Origin of the sequence: Bradyrhizobium genosp. P, assembly GCF_049949265.1 — a bacterium.
In the GTDB taxonomy this organism is placed as follows: Bacteria; Pseudomonadota; Alphaproteobacteria; order Rhizobiales; family Xanthobacteraceae; genus Bradyrhizobium.
Window position 1 is genome coordinate 2,613,439 of the sequence record NZ_CP188195.1, and the last position, 17,508, is coordinate 2,630,946.

Here is a 17,508-nt window from a genome sequence, read left to right on the forward strand (position 1 = left end):
CGCATGGCCAATGCCGGGCTATCCGGCCTCCAGCGCAGGCCATGCGGCATAATCTGGATCGCGGCATTATGGCCATTATGCCGATATCGGCATAAGACCCACGCCAGCGGTCATCGCCTGCGCCTGAACCGCGATCTTGGCGGGTCGCACGGCACCAAGAAATACGCCTTCGAGGAGTTGATTGCCGAACTGTGTGCCGCGTTCTCCTGCGCGTCGCTCGGCATCGTGCCCACGGTGCGCCATGCCGACTATATCGGCTCTTGGCTCGAGGTCCTACGCGAGGATAACCGCGCGATCGTGCGAGCGGCCTCGCAGGCCAGCAAGGCCGCGGACTATCTGCTCGGCTTTCTCACCGAAGCAAATCCAAACGCGCCGGCAAATTCTGCCGACGCGGATCAGGAGGCGGCGTGATGAGGCTTAAGCTGACGCAGTAGAGAGAAAGAGGGCGGCGCGAAGCGCCATGACGGGTTGGAGCCCGAGAGAGAGGCTCTCGGCCGCCCGGCGTGGAGAACCGAGATGACGAAGGCTATTCAAAAGATCACACTGTCGCCCTCCCGTGACATTCCCTTTAACAAGCTTGTGCTGAGCCAGTCGAATGTCCGCCGCGTCAAAGCAGGTGTTTCAATCGAGCAGCTCGCCGAGAGTATTGCGCAGCGGACCCTGTTGCAGAGCCTGAATGTGCGAGCCGTCCTCGATGCCGAGGGCAACGAGACAGGAATGTTTGAGATCCCAGCGGGAGGGAGGCGTTATCGCGCGTTGGAACTGCTGGTGAAGCAGAAGCGCATGGCGAAAACGCAAGCGGTGCCCTGTGTCGTGCGTGACGGTGGCCTCGCCGAGGACGACTCGATCGCGGAGAACGATGAGCGGGTCGGCCTGCATCCGCTCGATCAGTTGCGGGCCTTCCAGACACTCCGTGATCTCGGCATGAGCGAGGAGGACATTGCCGCACGGCATTTCGTGACTGCGGCGATCGTCAAGCAGCGCCTGCGGCTGGCGTCGGTCTCGCCGAAGCTGCATGACGTCTATGCCGAAGACGGCATGACGCTTGAGCAGCTCATGGCGTTCTCGGTAACCGGCGATCACGCCCGTCAGGAGCAAGTCTGGGACAACGTCGGTCGCTCCGGCTATGACGAGCCATACCAGATTCGCCGCATGATGACGGAGAACACCGTACGTGGGTCCGATCGACGCGCGCAGTATGTCGGCATCGATGCGTACGAGCGGGCCGGAGGTTCGGTCTTGCGCGATCTGTTCGAGCATGACGACGGTGGCTGGCTGCAGGACGTTGCACTGCTCGACCGTCTTGTCACAGATAGGCTGAAGGCGGCGGCCGAGGTGATTGCGGCGGAGGGGTGGAAGTGGATTTCGGTGGCGGTCGACTTTCCATTTGCCCACACCAACGGCTTGCGGGGTCTCGAGGGAACGCCGGCCGATCTGACGGTCGAGGAGCAGGTGACCATCGATGCGCTCAACGCCGAGCATGACAGGCTCGAGGCCGAGTATCGGGATGCCGACGAACTGCCCGACGAGGTCGATCAACGTCTTGGTGAAATCGAGGCGGCATTGCTCGCGCTCGAGGACCGATCGGTGAGATACGATCCGGTGGACATCGCCCGCGCCGGCGTCTTCATCAGCATCGATTCCAAAGGGCGGCTGTCGGTGGATCGCGGCTACGTCCGGCCGGAGGATGAAACATCGGTGGTCGACCCCGACCCCGGACAGGGCAGCACAAATGTCGACGGGCAGAAGACCGCCGGCCCGGTGCAGCGTACCGCCATCACCGTCGGTGGCGCGGCAACCGAACCGGCTGAAGAGGATGAGGACGACGCGGCAAGACCGCTGCCGGACCGCCTGATCACCGAACTGACGGTCCATCGAACGCTCGCCTTGCGCGATGCGCTGGCGGAGCATCCTTCGATCGCGTTCCAGGCGGTGCTGCACAACTTCGTGCTGGCAACCTATTATCGGTTCGCATCCTCGGGCAATTGCCTCGAGATCGCGGTTCACACGCCGACATTTCCCGCCTCGGCCCCGGGATTGAAGGAAACTGTCTCGGCCAAGGCCATCGATACCAGGTACCAAGCCTGGAAGGCGCAGCTCCCGAATGACGAGAAAGACCTTTGGGATACGCTCATCGCATTGGACGGCAATGCTCAAGCGGCGCTGTTCGCCCATTGCGCGTCGTTTGCGGTCAATGCGCTCTATGAGCCCGCCAACCGCAATCACCAGGGCCGTGTATCTCCCGACGGTGTCGCTCGCAGGCTTAATCAAGCCGACGAACTGGCGCGGGCGGTCGGACTAGACATGGTACAGGCCGGTTGGAAGCCGACGATCGACAACTATCTCGGCCGCGTCACCAAACCGCGTATTCTGGAGGCGGTACGAGAAGCGAAGGGTGAGGCTTCCGCGCAACTGATCGACCATCTGAAGAAGGCCGATATGGCCAGGGAAGCCGAGCGGCTTCTCGATGGCATGGGATGGCTGCCGGAGCCGCTGCGCCTCGCCGACGCTGTGGCGCAATCGCCGGAGCAAGACGGGGAAGGGCCCCTTCCCGAATTCCTCACTGACGATAAGGACGGCACAGACATCGAAGACGAGATTCAGGCACACGGCATTGCCGCTGAATGAATTCCCAATGTGGGACGATATTATCCGCCCCGCAACTTCCATTCCGACTTCTCTCCTGAAGCCCGGCATCGCGCCGGGCTTCTCGTTTGGGGAGACGTGCCGCGCTGGCATCGCGAATGCGGCGTGCGCTGCGCGCACGATTGCGCCGCGCGGCGAAGATGACGGGGGTTACGAGAGTGAGAGATCGGCCGGGAAGGGTTTGAGCCGGTCGGATCTAGAGAGCAGCCGGCGGCTCGACCGTTCCCGCTCTCCTGAAGGCTCCACACTCATGATAAACGTCTCAGGCTCCGCAGCCGCCGCTGCTGCGTCCGCCATCGCTCAAGCCGCACGGCTTCTCCTCGCCGATCTCGAACGTGGACGGCGTATTGACGCGGCGGGCACCCTGCGCTCCGCCATGGAAAGCGCGTTCGGCGCCTCAGATGGGAGCGGCGCTTGGCACTGGAAGGCCGCCTATGAAGCCTGTGAGGCCGCGACGGTTCTCTTCCTTCGCAAGTACGGCCCCTCCATGCGCGCGAAAGCGGGATCGACGGCTGCGATGCTTCCGATGCTGGCCAAGATCGCGAGCTTGCTTCCCACACACACGCGTCGGTCCGAAGAAAGCGAGGCGCTTCAGCAGTTCTCGACGCCGATCCCGCTTGGCCTCGTGGCTGGCGCTGCCGCCGGAATTTCGAAGGGTGACGCCGTGCTGGAGCCCTCGGCCGGCACCGGGCTGCTGGCGATTCTGGCAGAAATCTCCGGTGGTTCACTTGTCTTGAACGAACTGGCCGAAGTCCGTGCCGGGCTGCTCGGTCTCCTGTTTCCGAACGTCACCGTCACGCGCTTCGACGCGGCGCAGATCGACGATCACCTCAATACAGGCGTCGCGCCAAGCGTCGTTCTGATGAACCCTCCGTTCTCGGCGTTGGTGAATGTCGACCGGCGGATGGCGGACGCAGCGCTGCGCCATGTCGCTTCAGCCCTGGCTCGGCTTTGCGACGGCGGGCGTCTCGTGGCAATGACTGGCGCCGGCGTCGCGCCCGACAACCCAGCCTGGACAGACGCCTTCATCCGTCTCCAGCAGCCGGGTCGCGTCGTGTTCTCGGCTGCTGTTGCGGGCTCGGTTTTCGCCAAGCACGGCGTCACCATCGATACGCGGCTCACCGTCATCGACAAGCAGCCCGCGGAAGATGGACGTGTCTTTCCGACGTCTCCGGGCATAGCGCCCGACGTTGCCACGCTGCTGGCATGGGTCCTCGCGCATGTGCCGCCGCGGCTTCCGCTCGTTTCTCCGGTTGTCGCGTCCGTCGCCGTACCTCGGTCGATTCCGCGTACCGTCCACGCCATTGCGTTGCGGCCAACGCCAGCTCGGAAGCTCCCTGAACCGGAAGCGGCAGAGCTCACCTATGAGACGGTCGACTGGACACCACCGCAAGGTGCCCATTTCGCGGATGCGCTCTATGAGGAATACGCACTGCAATCGGTCCGTATTCCCGGATCGCAGGCTCATCCGACCAAACTCGTGCAGTCGGCAGCGATGGCCTCCGTCGCGCCACCGAAGCCTTCGTACCGGCCTCATCTTCCGGTCAACCTCGTCGCAAACGGCCTGTTGTCGGACGCCCAGCTCGAAAGCATTACCTACGCCGGCGAAGCCCATTCAGCCTTCCTCGCGGGTGCCTGGACCGTCGACGAGACGTTGGACCTCGTCTCCGCTGCGCGCGACGATGCGACAAAGGCGGTCCGTTTTCGCCGTGGCTGGTTCCTGGGCGATGGCACTGGCGCGGGCAAAGGCCGCCAGGTCGCCGGCATGCTGCTCGACAACTGGCTGAAAGGGCGCCGCCGCGCGGTCTGGATCTCCAAGAGCGACAAGCTGATCGAGGATGCGCAGCGCGATTGGTCCGCGCTCGGTATGGAGCGGCTCCTGATCACGCCGCTTTCACGGTTCCGTCAGGGGACGCCGATCAGGCTGTCGGAAGGCATCCTTTTTACGACCTACGCTACGCTGCGCACCGACGAAAGGGGCGAGAAGCTTTCGCGCGTCCGGCAGATCGTCGAATGGTTGGGCTCCGATTTCAACGGTGTGATCGTTTTCGACGAGTCTCACGCGATGCAAAATGCAGCGGGTGGAAGAGGCGAGCGCGGCGACCAGGCTCCTTCACAGCAGGGGCGCGCGGGCCTGCGGCTCCAGCACGCGTTGCCGAATGCCCGCGTGGTCTACGTCTCCGCGACTGGTGCCACGACCGTTCAAAACCTGGCCTATGCCCAGCGGCTTGGCTTGTGGGCTGGGGAGGATTTTCCCTTCGCCACACGTTCCGAATTCGTCGAGGCGATCGAGGAAGGCGGCGTTGCGGCGATGGAGGTGTTGGCGCGCGACCTGAAGGCGCTCGGTCTTTATATGGCTCGTTCGCTTTCGTATCAGGGGGTCGAATACGAACTCGTCGAGCACCAGCTCACTCCTGAGCAGATCCGCATTTACGACGCCTATGCAGGCGCATTCGGCATCATCCACAACAACCTCGATGCCGCAATGCTGGCGGCGAACATCACCGGCGAGACCGGGACGCTCAACGCGCAGGCGAAGTCCGCCGCCCGGTCGGCGTTCGAATCAGCGAAACAACGCTTCTTCGGCCACCTGCTCACGTCGATGAAGACACCTTCCTTGATCCGCTCGATTGAAGGCGATCTTGGGGAAGGCCACGCTGCCGTGATCCAGATCGTCTCGACCGGCGAAGCACTGATGGAGCGCCGGCTCGCGGAGATACCAACCGAGGAGTGGAGCGACGTCCAGGTCGATATCACGCCGCGGGAATACGTACTCGACTATCTCGCCCATTCCTTCCCGGTTCAACTGTACGAACCCTTCACCGACTCGGAAGGGAACCTTTCGTCCCGGCCTGTGTACCGTGACGGTCAGCCGATCGAGAGCAGGGAAGCCGTTGCGCGGCGCGACCGATTGATTGAGAAGCTCGCTTCACTTGCACCGGTGCCCGGTGCGCTCGACCAGATCGTGCAGCGGTTTGGGACCGACATGGTCGCCGAAGTCACAGGACGGTCGCGCCGCATTATCCGCAAAAGTGATCGCCTCATCGTCGAGAACCGCGCCGGCTCGGCAAACCTCGCTGAGACCGCGGCTTTCATGGATGACGTCAAGCGCATCCTCGTCTTCTCGGACGCCGGGGGGACGGGGCGCAGCTACCATGCCGAACTTTCGGCTCGGAACCGGCGCTTGCGCGTCCACTACCTGCTTGAACCCGGCTGGAAAGCTGACGCGGCGATCCAAGGTCTCGGCCGCACCAATAGGACCAACCAAGCCCAGCCGCCATTGTTTCGTCCGATTGCGACCGATGTGAAAGCCGAGAAGCGCTTTCTCAGCACCATCGCGCGCCGCCTCGACACCCTCGGAGCCATTACGCGCGGTCAGCGTCAGACCGGCGGACAGGGGCTATTTCGGCCCGAGGACAATCTGGAGAGCAGCCACGCGCGCGATGCCTTACGTCAGCTCTACATGCTTCTGGTCCGGGGCAAGGTTGATGGTTGCTCCCTTGAAAGATTCGAGGATGCGACCGGGCTGAAGCTTACCGATTCCAACGGTATCAGGGATGAGCTGCCGCCGATCACGACTTTCCTTAACCGGCTTCTGGCGCTGAGCATCGGCCTGCAAAACGTCCTGTTCACGGTCTTTGAACAGCTACTCACCGCTCGTATTGAAGGTGCCGTCGCGGCCGGAATCTATGATGCCGGTTTGGAGACCCTCCGGGCCGAAAGCTTCGTCGTCACAGATCGACGCACCATCTACACGCATCCCGCGACCTGTGCGGAGACCCGGTTGCTCACCATTGCCCAGCGGGAGCGCAACCGGCCATTGCCACTCGACGACGCGCTCGGTCGTCTCTTCGATCGGCGCGCCGTCCCGCTGATCAACGAACGCTCCGGTCGTGCCGCCGTACAGATCCCTGCGCCGAGTGTCATGCTCGATGATGGTGAGATCGAGCAGCGCGTTCGATTGATCCGGCCTATGGAAAGCCTGAGCGTTCCGCTCAACGCAATGGTCGAAAGCCATTGGATCGAGACGGATCGCGAGCGGTTCAGTGCTGCCTGGCAGGCTGAGGTTGGCGAGGTGCCAGAGTTCACCGAGGGCACGATCCATGTCGTTGCTGGACTCCTCCTGCCGATTTGGAAGCGGCTGCCTAACGAATCGACGCGCGTCTATCGCCTTCAGACCGATGCCGGCGAGCGGATCATCGGCCGGAAGGTTTCGTCGGCCTGGGTCGCCAGCGCGCTTCTCGGCGCACAGCCAGCGCTGCCACCCGAGCACGCCTTTGCGGCGCTGTTGGAAGGCCGTACGGTTCTCGATCTTGCCGAAGGCCTGAAACTTCGGCGCGCCCGCGTCATGGGTGCGCATCGTATCGAGCTGTCCGACTTCACCGACACCATGCGCGATCGTTTGCGCGCTTATGGACTCTTCAGTGAGATCATCTCCTGGAAGCTGCGCATGTTCGTGCCTGTCGACGCAGACGGCGTCGGCGTCCTCGCCAAGCTGCTCGAATGCTATCCGATCGAGCGCATCGGCGAGCGGGAGGCCGCATAATGCCCCGCGATGCTTCCGAACTGGCGCTCCGCCTCGCACGCGAGGCGGAGGCGGTGTGCCGGCACTATCTCTCCAACGGCCGTCGCCAGGGCCGTTATTGGCTGGTCGGCGATAGCAGAAATACCCCTGGGCGCTCGTTGTTTGTGCGGTTGAATGCATCGCCCAAAGGACCTGCGGGCAAGTGGACGGACGCCGCGACCCGCGAGCATGGCGACCTGCTCGATATCATCCGCGAGAGTTGCGGGCTTCTCGATTTCCGCGATGTTGCCGACGAGGCGCGCCAATTCTTAGGTCTGCCTCGGCCCGATCTCCGATCGCAATTGATGTCCGGTCGCCCCGGAGCCCAGACCGGACCCGCAGACGCGGCACGGCGATTGTTCGGAATGTCGCAGTCAATCAATCGAACGGTTGTCGAAGCCTATTTGCGCCGACGAGGCATTCGATCCGTGCATCACGAAGGTGCGTTGCGCTTCCATCCGCGCTGCTATTACCGCGTGGACGACGACTCGCCGACTGAAGTCTGGCCGGCGATGATTGCCCGCGTCACCGACCTCGACGGCCGGATCACGGGCGTGCACCGCACCTGGCTTGACCCGTCTGGACACGGCAAGGCGCCGATCGACACTCCGCGACGCGCCATGGGCGACCTCCTGGGCAACGCCGTTCGCTTCGGCGTTGCTTGCGATGTGCTCGCGGCGGGCGAGGGCATCGAGACCATGCTTTCGATCCGCTATGTGCTGCCGACCATGCCGATGGTCGCGGCACTCTCAGCCAACCATCTCGCCGCCCTGCTGCTCCCGTTGACGCTACGCCGACTGTACATCGCTCGCGACGCCGATCCTGCCGGAGAGGGCGCCGCAATGACCTTGACGAGACGCGCGGAAGCCGCGGGCATCGAGGCGTTCACATTGTCGCCCAGGTTCGATGACTTTAACGAAGATCTGCGCACGCTGGGCGTTGAAGAACTTGCGGCAGCCTTGCGCGTACAGCTCATGCGACAGGACGTTGCCCGCTTCCTTCCTTTGCCGACGACCGGTACGGGATAGCGGCGGGCGCTTCCAACGCGCTCTCGTCACCGCCAGTCAGTTCGAGGTCAGCGTTGCCGGATAGAGTCCGCGTCCCCGGCCTTCTAGAGGGCGATCGGACGGCAGGCGGTCCGGTCCGGCAATGGCAGAGGTGCGGCTATTTTCCGCCGGCGCTCGCGCGCCTTTGCATCGCGAAACAAAATAGCCGCACCTCTGCCATCCTCCGCTTCGCTCCGGCCCTGTGCTGCGCTTCGGGTTCTGGTCCGTTCCGCCCGCCGTCTGGTGATCGCCACGAAGGCCGCGATGGGCGCGGCCGATCCAGCAAAGGACTTCTCACCATGACAACCGACCACGACGACATCGAGTTCGAACCGCAGCACAACTCATCCCCGACCGATCATGTGCTCAGCGAGCTTCAGCTCTACGGCCACCGTCCCTACCACGATGATCCAGATCCGAGGCCGCTACCCGAACCCAAGATCATCGCCGGCGCGATCGCCGACATCTTCGACGCCTTCATGGCGACCTTGAGCGACACCCGGCTCGAACCCGACCTGGAGAATCTGCTCTGGTCGACTGTCAACCTCTTTCACCGCGCCACGGGTCGCATCGAGCGCGAACTCGACGATAACGAACAGGCGCAGCAGAAGAGCCAGCGCGAGCAGAATGGCTCAGAGGTGCGATCGGTCGAACTGGAACGGCTCACGGCCGAAGGCATCACGATGATCGAACGCCGCAACGCCATGGAACTGTTCCGCGACCTGGCCACTGAGCAATTCGAGGTTCACACCGGGTCGCCCTGGCGTCCCCGCTCTGGATCACTGGTCAATCATCGCGCACTCACATCAGCTGTCATCGACAGCCGCGATTTCCTGGCTGCCAAGCGCCGCGCTGAAACCGAGGCGTTGGTGCCATCGGGACCCAAGATCGCGCTCACCGGCGGACTCGAATTCAACGACGTCTCCCTGATCTGGGACCGTCTCGACAAGGTCCAAGCCAAGCACCCGGATATGGTGCTGCTCCACGGTGGTTCGCCGAAGGGTGCCGAGCTGATCGGCGCCAAATGGGCCGCTAACCGCAAGGTTCCGCAGATCGCATTCAAGCCGGACTGGACCAAGCATGCCAAGGCAGCTCCGTTCAAGCGCAATGACGCGATGCTCGCAGTGCTCCCGATCGGCGTTATCCACTTCCCAGGCACCGGGATCCAGGACAACCTTGCCGACAAGGCCAGGAAGCTCGGCATTCCCGTCTGGAAGTTCGGCGGCGCGTGAGCGCCGCCGCAAGGGCGCTTCTTCATCGAAACGCCGAGCTGTCAAGACACAAGACTGCAATTCTCTGATCTCGACCGATTTAAAGGTGCGAGCAAAAAGGTCCTGCTTTTGTCGCGAGCAGCGCGATAGGATAGTCGCTCCCACAGCTGCTCGTTCTGCGTTACAATCTCGACTGCGCCGTGGTGGTGGTGGAAGGCGCGACCGTCATATCTTTTGTCGCGGAGCCACCATCATGCTTATCCTCGGCCTCATTCTCAATATCCTTGGCATCGGCCTGTTCTGCTGGCTGATTTTCACCCTCGCCGTTTATGCGCTGCCATTCTTCGTCGCGCTTTCTGTGGCGCTGGCGGCGATACACAGTGGCGCGAGCATTGCCGTCGCGGCTTTTGTCGCCATTCTTGCCGGTATATTCACCCTCGTTACTGGACAAACCGCATTTGCCTTCACCCGATCCGCGCCTCTTCGTGTCATCATTGGCGCTGCTTTTACCGTTCCGGCGGCCGTCGCGGGCTATCACGTCGTCCACGGCCTATCGCAAATTGGGGTGTCCTCATTGCCATGGCGCGAGGCGTTTGCCTGGATCGGCGCTATAGCAATCGGCAGCACGGCCTGGACACGGATGACCATCTTTGGAAAGCCCCCGCGACCGGTCGAGGTTTTGCTGAACGAACCTCAGCCCGCTCTCACTGCCACGACGCAGCAGGGATGAGCCGCTATCTCGTCGGGTGAGGCTATCCGGCATCACGGCGTTGGGTGGCCGCGTGACAGAGCATCGAGCAAGGCGGTTCGTTCTCGAAACGCTTGGCTGCTGACACCTGACCTCCCCGGCACACGGCAACGCGGGCAGGGGCATCTCATCGCGGATTGATCAAGGCAATCGAATCCACCTATTCCTTCGCCTTTGTTTCCATCCTTACGCCTGAACGCAGCGACATCTTGCGCAGCACAACCGATATTGGCCACGACTTCTTCCGAGGATGCTGTTTAGCGCACGGACCACGTGGCCTCTTGATGGCTTGATCTGGCCGAAGAGCGGCTGCGCCTCGATCGCCTGAACGCAACGCCGCGGGTCGACTTTCTTCCCCTGGGCTGACGCCCATTCCTCGCGAGACAAGAAAGTCGCCCCGCTGGCGTCCTCCGCTGCGCTCCGGCCCGCGGGCGGGTGCGTCGTCGATCGTCTTCAACCTGTAGATCGCCATCGAGGCCGCGGTGGTCGCGGCTCGAAACAGCAAAGGAGAAGTAACATGGCTAACATCGGTTCTTTCAAGAAGGTCGGCAGCGACTTCCAGGGCGAGATCGTCACCCTCAGCCTCCAGACCAAGGGCGTTCGGATCGTGCCCGAGACCAACCGCTCCAACGAGAATGCCCCGAGCCACCGCGTCTTCGTCGGCCGGGCCGAGATCGGGGCCGCGTGGTCGAAGCGCTCCGAGGAGGGCCGCGACTACCTCTCGCTCAAGCTCGACGACCCCTCGTTCAACGCGCCGATCTACGCGAACCTGTTCGATGACGAGGAAGGCGACGGCTACACCCTGATCTGGTCGCGGCCGCGCAAGAACGGCGACTGAGGTTCGCCCACCAAAAAGCCCCGTCCGGTCCGCCGGGCGGGGCTCCTCAATCTCAGGCGGGCATCAAAGCACCGTTGATTTCGGGCAGCGCGTCACAGCGCTCGCCCGCGGCAGGGCCAATCAGGAGACACGCCTTGAGTTGGGACGGAACCGCGCGGCGCTTGATGGAGCGCGCTGTCTAAAACATAGGCCGCGTGACCGGTCACTTGCTGCCCGGCCTTGTCGCGCCGCCGCCAATCCAGCTGACCAGATCGGCGGTGGTCAAGCCTGGCGGCCGGATCGATTGGCCGCGAGCTGTTTGGCGTCCGTGAATCGGACCGTCGGCGGGTCACTATCCCGCGTATCGATCCTTTTCATTGTGGATCGACCAACCGGGCCTCCAGGTTCTGATCGATAACAACGGCGATCGAGAGCGCGTCCGCCAAGCCCGTTCCCGGCTCATGGATAGTTTTTTGGCCGCAGCATCCCAGCCGCGCGGGTGAAGCCGATATCGATCCTCAGCCTTGAAGTGGGACGGAAGGTCTAGAGAGCGTTACCGTGATCCGGCTCGGCGCCTTGACGTCAACATCGAAGAAATCGCAGTCGTCAGCAAAGATGTAGGACCTTGGATCGAGGCACAACTCGATTGCGTCCAACACGGTGGTCTTGGTCGAATCTCCCCCGGACCAATTAGACAATTCACGCCGCGAGACAGTGTGCCCATTTCAGCCTCTTGATGCCGCGGAAGTTCTCCACTTCCAGATAGACGATGCGCATTCAGTCCCGCAGCCGTGCGGCACACTTGCCTTGCCCATCGCTTTGGCATTTGCCGACGATGTGTCGTCGGAGCTCCGCCGTGCCATTTGGCACCTGTCACATTGCGCGCGCTTTCTTCAGGTCTTCGTGCTCGAAGGCGCTGGCCATTCTGTTGATTTCGGACGACCGCGCGCCGGCGGCAGCGGCGACGGTGCGCCAGTCGGCAACGGCTGCACCCACCTCGCGGATGATGTCCCGTGCGGTGGGAAGTGCAATGCCAAAAAAGTCCGCGACGCTCTCAACGAGGTCGACAGAGCAGGTGCCTTCGTCGAGATCGATATTCGTCGTCAGTATGCGTGCCTTGACGTCGGTTGGGGTCGGATTGAGATCATAAGCGGGAGACAGCAACCACCCGTTCTTGCCGAGCCAGAGGAATCCGTGGTTGCGCAGATGGTCGTCGACATTGGAAACCAGGACGTTGAAGACCATTCGTCTATAGAGGGCTTCAGCGTCTGCCCTTGCATTGGCGCCATGGCGCGTGAGAGCGTCCACGAGCTCAAGATAGCTTCCGCGCTCGCCGTCGGCAGATCCGGTCATCGACATCGCCGAGAGAAAGGGGATGCGAACCGTCTCGCGCCGGTCGAAGCGACGAGAAAGCAGAACCGGCTTGTTTGCGACTTCGATAAGCTCGTGATTGGGCGTGACGATTCCAGCGCGATCAGCCAGTCGGAGCGCAATCTCTTCCCAGGTTTCGATACTGTAGTCATCGGTTTCCTTTGGGAACTTGGCGATGGCGAGTTGGCCGTGCTGGTCGACGACGGACGCCTTCGGACGGGCACCGCCCAGGGATGATCCAGGTGCGAAGATGAGTTGGAGATCCTCGTCGGTTTCTTCGTCGCGCAAGATGCGTTCGGTGATCTGCAGTAGCCGCCCCAGCTCAATAAGCGCAGGGACACCCGCTCGGAGCGGCGCTTGGAACGTTGGATTATCGCTCCAGCGGAAGCGAAGCGCCCCCGGGCGGATTTCATCGGCAACACCAAGCAGATAGTCCGCCTCTGAGAGCGTCCTTACAGGGCGCTTTTCCTGTTCGGCCAGGCGGCGCTCGGAACGCCGCATGAGCCGCCGTCCCCAGGTATCCGGGGCCGAGTCACCGATCGAGCCAAATATTTCTTGATTGCGCGTCGTCGCAAAGACACCTTGCGTTAAGGTGAGGGCAGGCTCGATTGAAAAGCGATTTTTGTCGGCGAGCCATGCGTCATCGTACTCGAATGTGACCGTCTCCGCCCGTCGAGCGACATGCCGACGGAGACGCCCGACTGGTTGAGTGGCGCCGTCGAGGTCGATGTGAACTTCTACATCAGGCATCGGAATTCGTTTTTCGCTTTAGACGAGCGCGCGCAGGAAGTTCTGTTGCGGCCAGAGCCTGACCAACGCTATCTCGCTTCAGATCTGCAAGGTCGGCCAGGCCGTCGAGTAGCCCTAGAGCCTGCAGGGTGGCGGCATAGATGCCGATTCCCACGCCAGGATCCCCGGCCTCGATCCGCTGGAGCGTGCTTCTCGACGTGAAGGCTCGATCGGCGACGACGCCCATCGGCAACCGACGTCGCTTGCGCGCGTCCTGAATGTCGGCTCCGAGTTTGCGGAGGGCGCGGCGGACGCTGGCGGAGGGACTATGGGGCGTAGGCATTTTGTAAACTTCGTGATGCACTAACTGGCCTTTATGTAGCATGAAGCTTACAAAAGTCTATAAGCAAAAGAGGTAATTAGGTAGGGATTGGTTGAGCGTGCCCGGAGCTTGGGTGTGTCCTTTTTTTGAGAATCGGGGACGTGGTAGTATCGACTAGGCTCCCGGCAGGAGCCCGCCGCCCGTCGTAGCGAAGCCGTTGAGGCGCTGTCCTGATCAATTGTTCCCGCCATGTCATGTCGGGCTCGAGAGGTGGCTGACGGGCGACGCTTCGCTAAGGGCCGGGAAGACGTGTTTTTCGACCTCTACTATCACGAACTTCCCGAGAGCGGCCCGCTCGCTACGGCACCCAAAAGCTGGGATCGGCATATTGAAAGTCTTACATTTTGTCCGGCACTATCCCGATTGCCCACCCGGGTTGATCCACAGCTGCGAGTCGGATAGCCCTTGCCGGGCCGACGCAATCAGGTCCCGCATCTCGGCCGCCCGCCTCAGGAACGCGCGGCGAATGGATGTCGAAGACGCCGGGTTCGATATCGTTTGGATACTTGTAGCCCTTGAATGCGTCGAGCAGCTCCATCTTCGAGCGCGACGTCTCGATTGAAATGACGTCGGCGTCCATCGCCGCTATCGCATATGATATCGTTGAACTCCGAATAGCGCATATGAGTATGAATCTGCGTTTCGTTCGCGCCGCCGGACGAGCAGATACGGAAGCTGTCGACAGCCCAGTCGAGATAGGTCTTCCACTCTGATCGCAGCAATGGCAGTCCTTCGCGAAGCGCAGCTTCCTCGATCTGGATCATGGTCGCGCCGGCCGTCTCCAGATCGGTTACCTCGTCCCGGATCGCGAGCGCAATCTGGCGGCATGCCTCGCTGCGGGAGATGTCGTCACGAACGAACGACCAGTTCACGATCGTCACTGGCCCGGTGAGCATCGCCTTCATCGGCTTCTTGGTCAAGGACTGCGCGTACCGCCACCAATCCACCGTCATCGGCTTCGGCCGCGAGACATCGCCAAACAGCATGGGAGGACGGACGCAGCGCGAGCCGTAGGATTGGACCCAGCCGTGCTTCGTGAATACGAAGCCGGAGAGTTGCTCACCGAAATACTGCACCATATCGTTACGCTCGAACTCGCCATGCACGAGCACATCTAACCCGATGTCTTCCTGCCAGCGTACGGCGCGCGCCGCCTCTCCTTAAAATTGCTCGTATTGTGCGTCGCTCATCTTTCCCCGAGCATGCGCGGCGCGGGCGTTGCGGACATCCGCCGTCTGCGGGAACGATCCAATTGTAGTCGTGAGGAACGCTGGCAGAGCGAAACGTTTGCGCTGGACCTCGGTGCGGTTCGCAAACGAGCTGGTGCGGCGGCGCATGGTCTCGCCAATTTCCGCCATTCGTCGGGCGACAGTCGGGTCATGGATCTTTGGCGACGTCTGGCGGGCCGTCGCCGCGAGGTCCGAGCTGGCTACCGCATCCGCGACACCCTTGTCGCCGGCGAGCGCCCTTGCCAAGACCGCAAGCTCGCCGATCTTCTGGACGGAGAAGGCAAGCCAGCTCTTCACATCGAGATCGAGATCGGTCTCCAGTTCAACGTCGATCGGCACGTGAAGCATCGAGCAGCAGGATGCGATCTGTACGCGATCTGCGCCGAGCTTCGCGATGGCGGGTGTGAGCCGATCAAGGAGCGCCGAAAGGTCGGAACGCCAGACATTGCGGCCATCGACGACGCCGAGAGAGACCACGAGATCCTTCCGCGTTTCGTCGACCACCGCGCTCAGCTGCTCAGGCGCGCGGACAAGGTCGAGGTGAACGCCCGCAACCGGCAAGGCCAACACGGTTTCCAGGTTGTCGCCGACAGCCCCGAAATACGTGGCCAGCATGATCTTGAGGCCGGGGACGTCCTTGGCGAAGCGTGCATAGGTCCGGTGCAGTGCAACGCGTGACGGGCGATCGAGATCGAGAACTAGACACGGCTCATCGAGCTGAACCATTCAGCGCCGCGCTTCGTCAATTCCTGGAGAACCTCGACATAGACCGGCAAAAGATCATCCAGCAGCGACAGCGGATCAAGTGCCGGATCGGCGCTCTTGCCGAGCTTCAAGAATGTGACAGGGCCGACCAGAACCAGACCAGTCTGATAGCCTGGGCTCTTCGCCTCATCGTATTCCTCGATGGGCTTGCGTGAGGACAGCCTGAAGGTCTGGCTCCTGTGAAATTCCGGCACCATGTAGTGATAATTGGTGTCGAACCACTTGGTCATCTCCGCGCTGCCGTGCTGTGCCCGTGATGGGCGTGGCCGCAACTCGCATCGTGCCCATCGTCCTGTGCGCCGCGCGCCATGGCGAAGTAGGTCTTGAGCGAGACGGGTCCCGTTTTCCAGCCGTAAGAGTCCGGAATGGCTCCGACCATGACGCTGGTATCGAGCACCGGATCGTACAGCGAGAAATCGCTCGACGGAATCACGGTGGCACCGGGAGATTTCTGCCGAGCCCAGTTGGCAACGCGAAGTCCGGCCGCAGCGTCAAGAAGTTGCTCTTCGCTGATTTTTCCGGCCCAATAGCTTTCGAGCGCGAGCTTGAGTTCGCGGCGCGGCCCGATCCGGGGCGTGCCGAGTGTTGCAACAGGAAGTGAGAGAGTAGACATAGCTTTAACCCCATGGTTGTGGGGGCAAAAGGCCATGGCGGACGGCGGGCAGAGAGCCACCAAAGCGGCAACTGCTTGGCGTACCACCGGGACACCCCGCCCGTGGACGATCATGTTGTCGGGGCAGGTCTCCTGGCTCGCGGGTCATCGCCTGCATCCGGCCTTCCCGAAGCATTTGCTTCAGTGACTTTTGTGGATGCAGGCTCGCCGCCTACAGTTGCGGGGGCAGCGCCGGCATTGCATCGATCCTGGATTGATCGAGAGCGCACCGGCTTCCCTCTTAGCTCCAGATCAAGCGGGACCTGGAGAACCTCGACAGCTTGGATTATCTGCGACAGGACCGTCGCGTCAACCTCTCGAACGTTTTCTTCGACGCGGTAGACCTCCATCGCCGGCACCGCGGTGGTGCAACGAGCCAATTGACCCCGGCTTTGACAAACTTCTGACATCATCTGTGACGGTTCTCCTTACGGAGATCAAAAGGGAACGTGGTGCGGGATTTCCCAACGCCACGGCTGCCCCCGCAACTGTAAGCGGCGAATCTTTCGTCATATGCCACTGGGAATCTGGGTCCTGGGAAAGTGACGTCGAGGAAACGACCCGCGAGCCAGGAGACCTGCCGCAGCCGTTGTCACACGCGAAGATGTCGGTCGGGGAGCAACGGTCCATCCGCTGATGGCAACTTGGCGTCAACTGGGATGCGCAACGCGGGAGCGCTTGCACTCTTGCCGCGCCCGGCCGGGTTCTTTTTACAGCGATCAGTGCAGTTGCGATGATCACGATAGCATCGGTCGCATGCCGTCGAAGGTTGGAGTAGTTTCAAAGATGCTCGGGACAACCGCTGGATCAGCCAATTAGAACTGCCGCCAAAAGCGCTGCGGCCCTAAGGTCGGCATTGCGAACATCATCCTTGAACGGATGTTTGAGTTGGATCGAGAAACCGCGGCCATCACTCAATACACCGGTTGTCGTGTCCGGTTGAAAACACTCATGTCCGTAATCGGACGCCGAGGCGCAAGTATTCCGTCTTCGCCGCTCGCGGCACATGTTTCTGGCCTCTTTTGAAGCAAGGCGCGTTCGCCTTTGGTGGCACGTCGATTGCTAGTGCACAGTGATGGATCCACACAACAATCGGATTCGCAGCGTCGATTAGGAGGAAACCAGATGAAGCGCGGTCTCCGTTCCGAAGATCGATTGCCCCCAGGGGAGCGGGGAAGCGAACAGAAGTTGTGCGGGAGCGCGCTGGATCGGGCCGAGTTCGCCGACCGACTCCGCTTTCATCACATCGGGGAGTTCGCGCATCTTTTTTTCGAGGGATACTAGCCCACCGCGGCGCTCGAAGCATTCCTGGGCGCCGCTTCGCAGCAGACGGGCAATGTTCGCATCG

9 protein-coding genes, 2 pseudogenes and 2 riboswitches are annotated in these 17,508 nt (G+C 62.0%); of the genes and pseudogenes, 7 read left to right on the forward strand and 4 right to left on the reverse strand.

The genetic code is table 11. From position 1 onward, the window contains the following. Nucleotides 1–99: 99 nt before the first annotated feature. From ACP2YO_RS12675 to ACP2YO_RS12705, 7 genes and pseudogenes are all read left to right on the forward strand, one after another. Nucleotides 100–411 (forward strand): annotated as a pseudogene (locus ACP2YO_RS12675) (zincin-like metallopeptidase domain-containing protein); the annotation flags it as partial. Nucleotides 412–516: 105 nt separating this feature from the next. Continuing rightward, nucleotides 517–2,628, forward strand: coding sequence for a ParB/RepB/Spo0J family partition protein (locus ACP2YO_RS12680; RefSeq protein ID WP_426441166.1), 2,112 nt, complete (start codon nt 517–519; stop codon nt 2,626–2,628). Between the two features lie 268 nt (nt 2,629–2,896). Further along, complete coding sequence (locus tag ACP2YO_RS12685; protein ID WP_426441167.1) at nt 2,897–7,192, forward strand: strawberry notch-like NTP hydrolase domain-containing protein; 4,296 nt, start codon at nt 2,897–2,899, stop codon at nt 7,190–7,192. Beyond that, nucleotides 7,192–8,238: a DUF7146 domain-containing protein gene (locus tag ACP2YO_RS12690; protein ID WP_426441168.1), complete on the forward strand. Its 1,047-nt coding sequence runs from the start codon at nt 7,192–7,194 to the stop codon at nt 8,236–8,238. The genes ACP2YO_RS12685 and ACP2YO_RS12690 overlap by 1 nt, the downstream gene beginning before the upstream one ends. Before the next feature lie 317 nt (nt 8,239–8,555). Continuing rightward, nucleotides 8,556–9,488, forward strand: coding sequence for a DUF2493 domain-containing protein (locus ACP2YO_RS12695; protein ID WP_426441169.1), 933 nt, complete (start codon nt 8,556–8,558; stop codon nt 9,486–9,488). A gap of 232 nt (nt 9,489–9,720) precedes the next feature. Further along, nucleotides 9,721–10,197 (forward strand): hypothetical protein, encoded by a 477-nt coding sequence (locus ACP2YO_RS12700; RefSeq protein WP_426441170.1) that lies wholly within the window; start codon nt 9,721–9,723, stop codon nt 10,195–10,197. 535 nt (nt 10,198–10,732) lie between these two features. Next, nucleotides 10,733–11,053 carry a DUF736 domain-containing protein gene (locus tag ACP2YO_RS12705; protein ID WP_426441171.1) on the forward strand — a complete coding sequence of 107 codons (321 nt, stop codon included), beginning with the start codon at nt 10,733–10,735 and terminating at the stop codon, nt 11,051–11,053. Between the two features lie 852 nt (nt 11,054–11,905). Here the strand turns inward: ACP2YO_RS12705 and ACP2YO_RS12710 are convergent. The 4 genes and pseudogenes from ACP2YO_RS12710 to ACP2YO_RS12725 all read right to left on the reverse strand — a co-directional run bounded on the left by ACP2YO_RS12710 (nt 11,906) and on the right by ACP2YO_RS12725 (nt 17,423). Continuing rightward, a complete protein-coding gene (locus ACP2YO_RS12710) occupies nt 11,906–13,153 on the reverse strand; it encodes a type II toxin-antitoxin system HipA family toxin (RefSeq protein WP_426441172.1) in 1,248 nt (415 codons plus the stop codon). Then, nucleotides 13,146–13,475, reverse strand: coding sequence for a helix-turn-helix domain-containing protein (locus ACP2YO_RS12715; protein ID WP_426443159.1), 330 nt, complete (start codon nt 13,473–13,475; stop codon nt 13,146–13,148). The genes ACP2YO_RS12710 and ACP2YO_RS12715 overlap by 8 nt, the downstream gene beginning before the upstream one ends. Before the next feature lie 411 nt (nt 13,476–13,886). Then, nucleotides 13,887–16,121: pseudogene (metE, locus tag ACP2YO_RS12720) on the reverse strand (5-methyltetrahydropteroyltriglutamate--homocysteine S-methyltransferase); the annotation flags it as partial. Nucleotides 16,122–16,226: 105 nt separating this feature from the next. Continuing rightward, nucleotides 16,227–16,451: riboswitch (cobalamin riboswitch) on the reverse strand. Between the two features lie 111 nt (nt 16,452–16,562). Continuing rightward, nucleotides 16,563–16,759, forward strand: a riboswitch (cobalamin riboswitch). A gap of 511 nt (nt 16,760–17,270) precedes the next feature. Beyond that, the gene (locus ACP2YO_RS12725; RefSeq protein ID WP_426441173.1) at nt 17,271–17,423 is read right to left on the reverse strand and encodes a hypothetical protein; all 153 of its coding nucleotides are present in this window, start codon (nt 17,421–17,423) and stop codon (nt 17,271–17,273) included. Nucleotides 17,424–17,508: the final 85 nt, after the last annotated feature.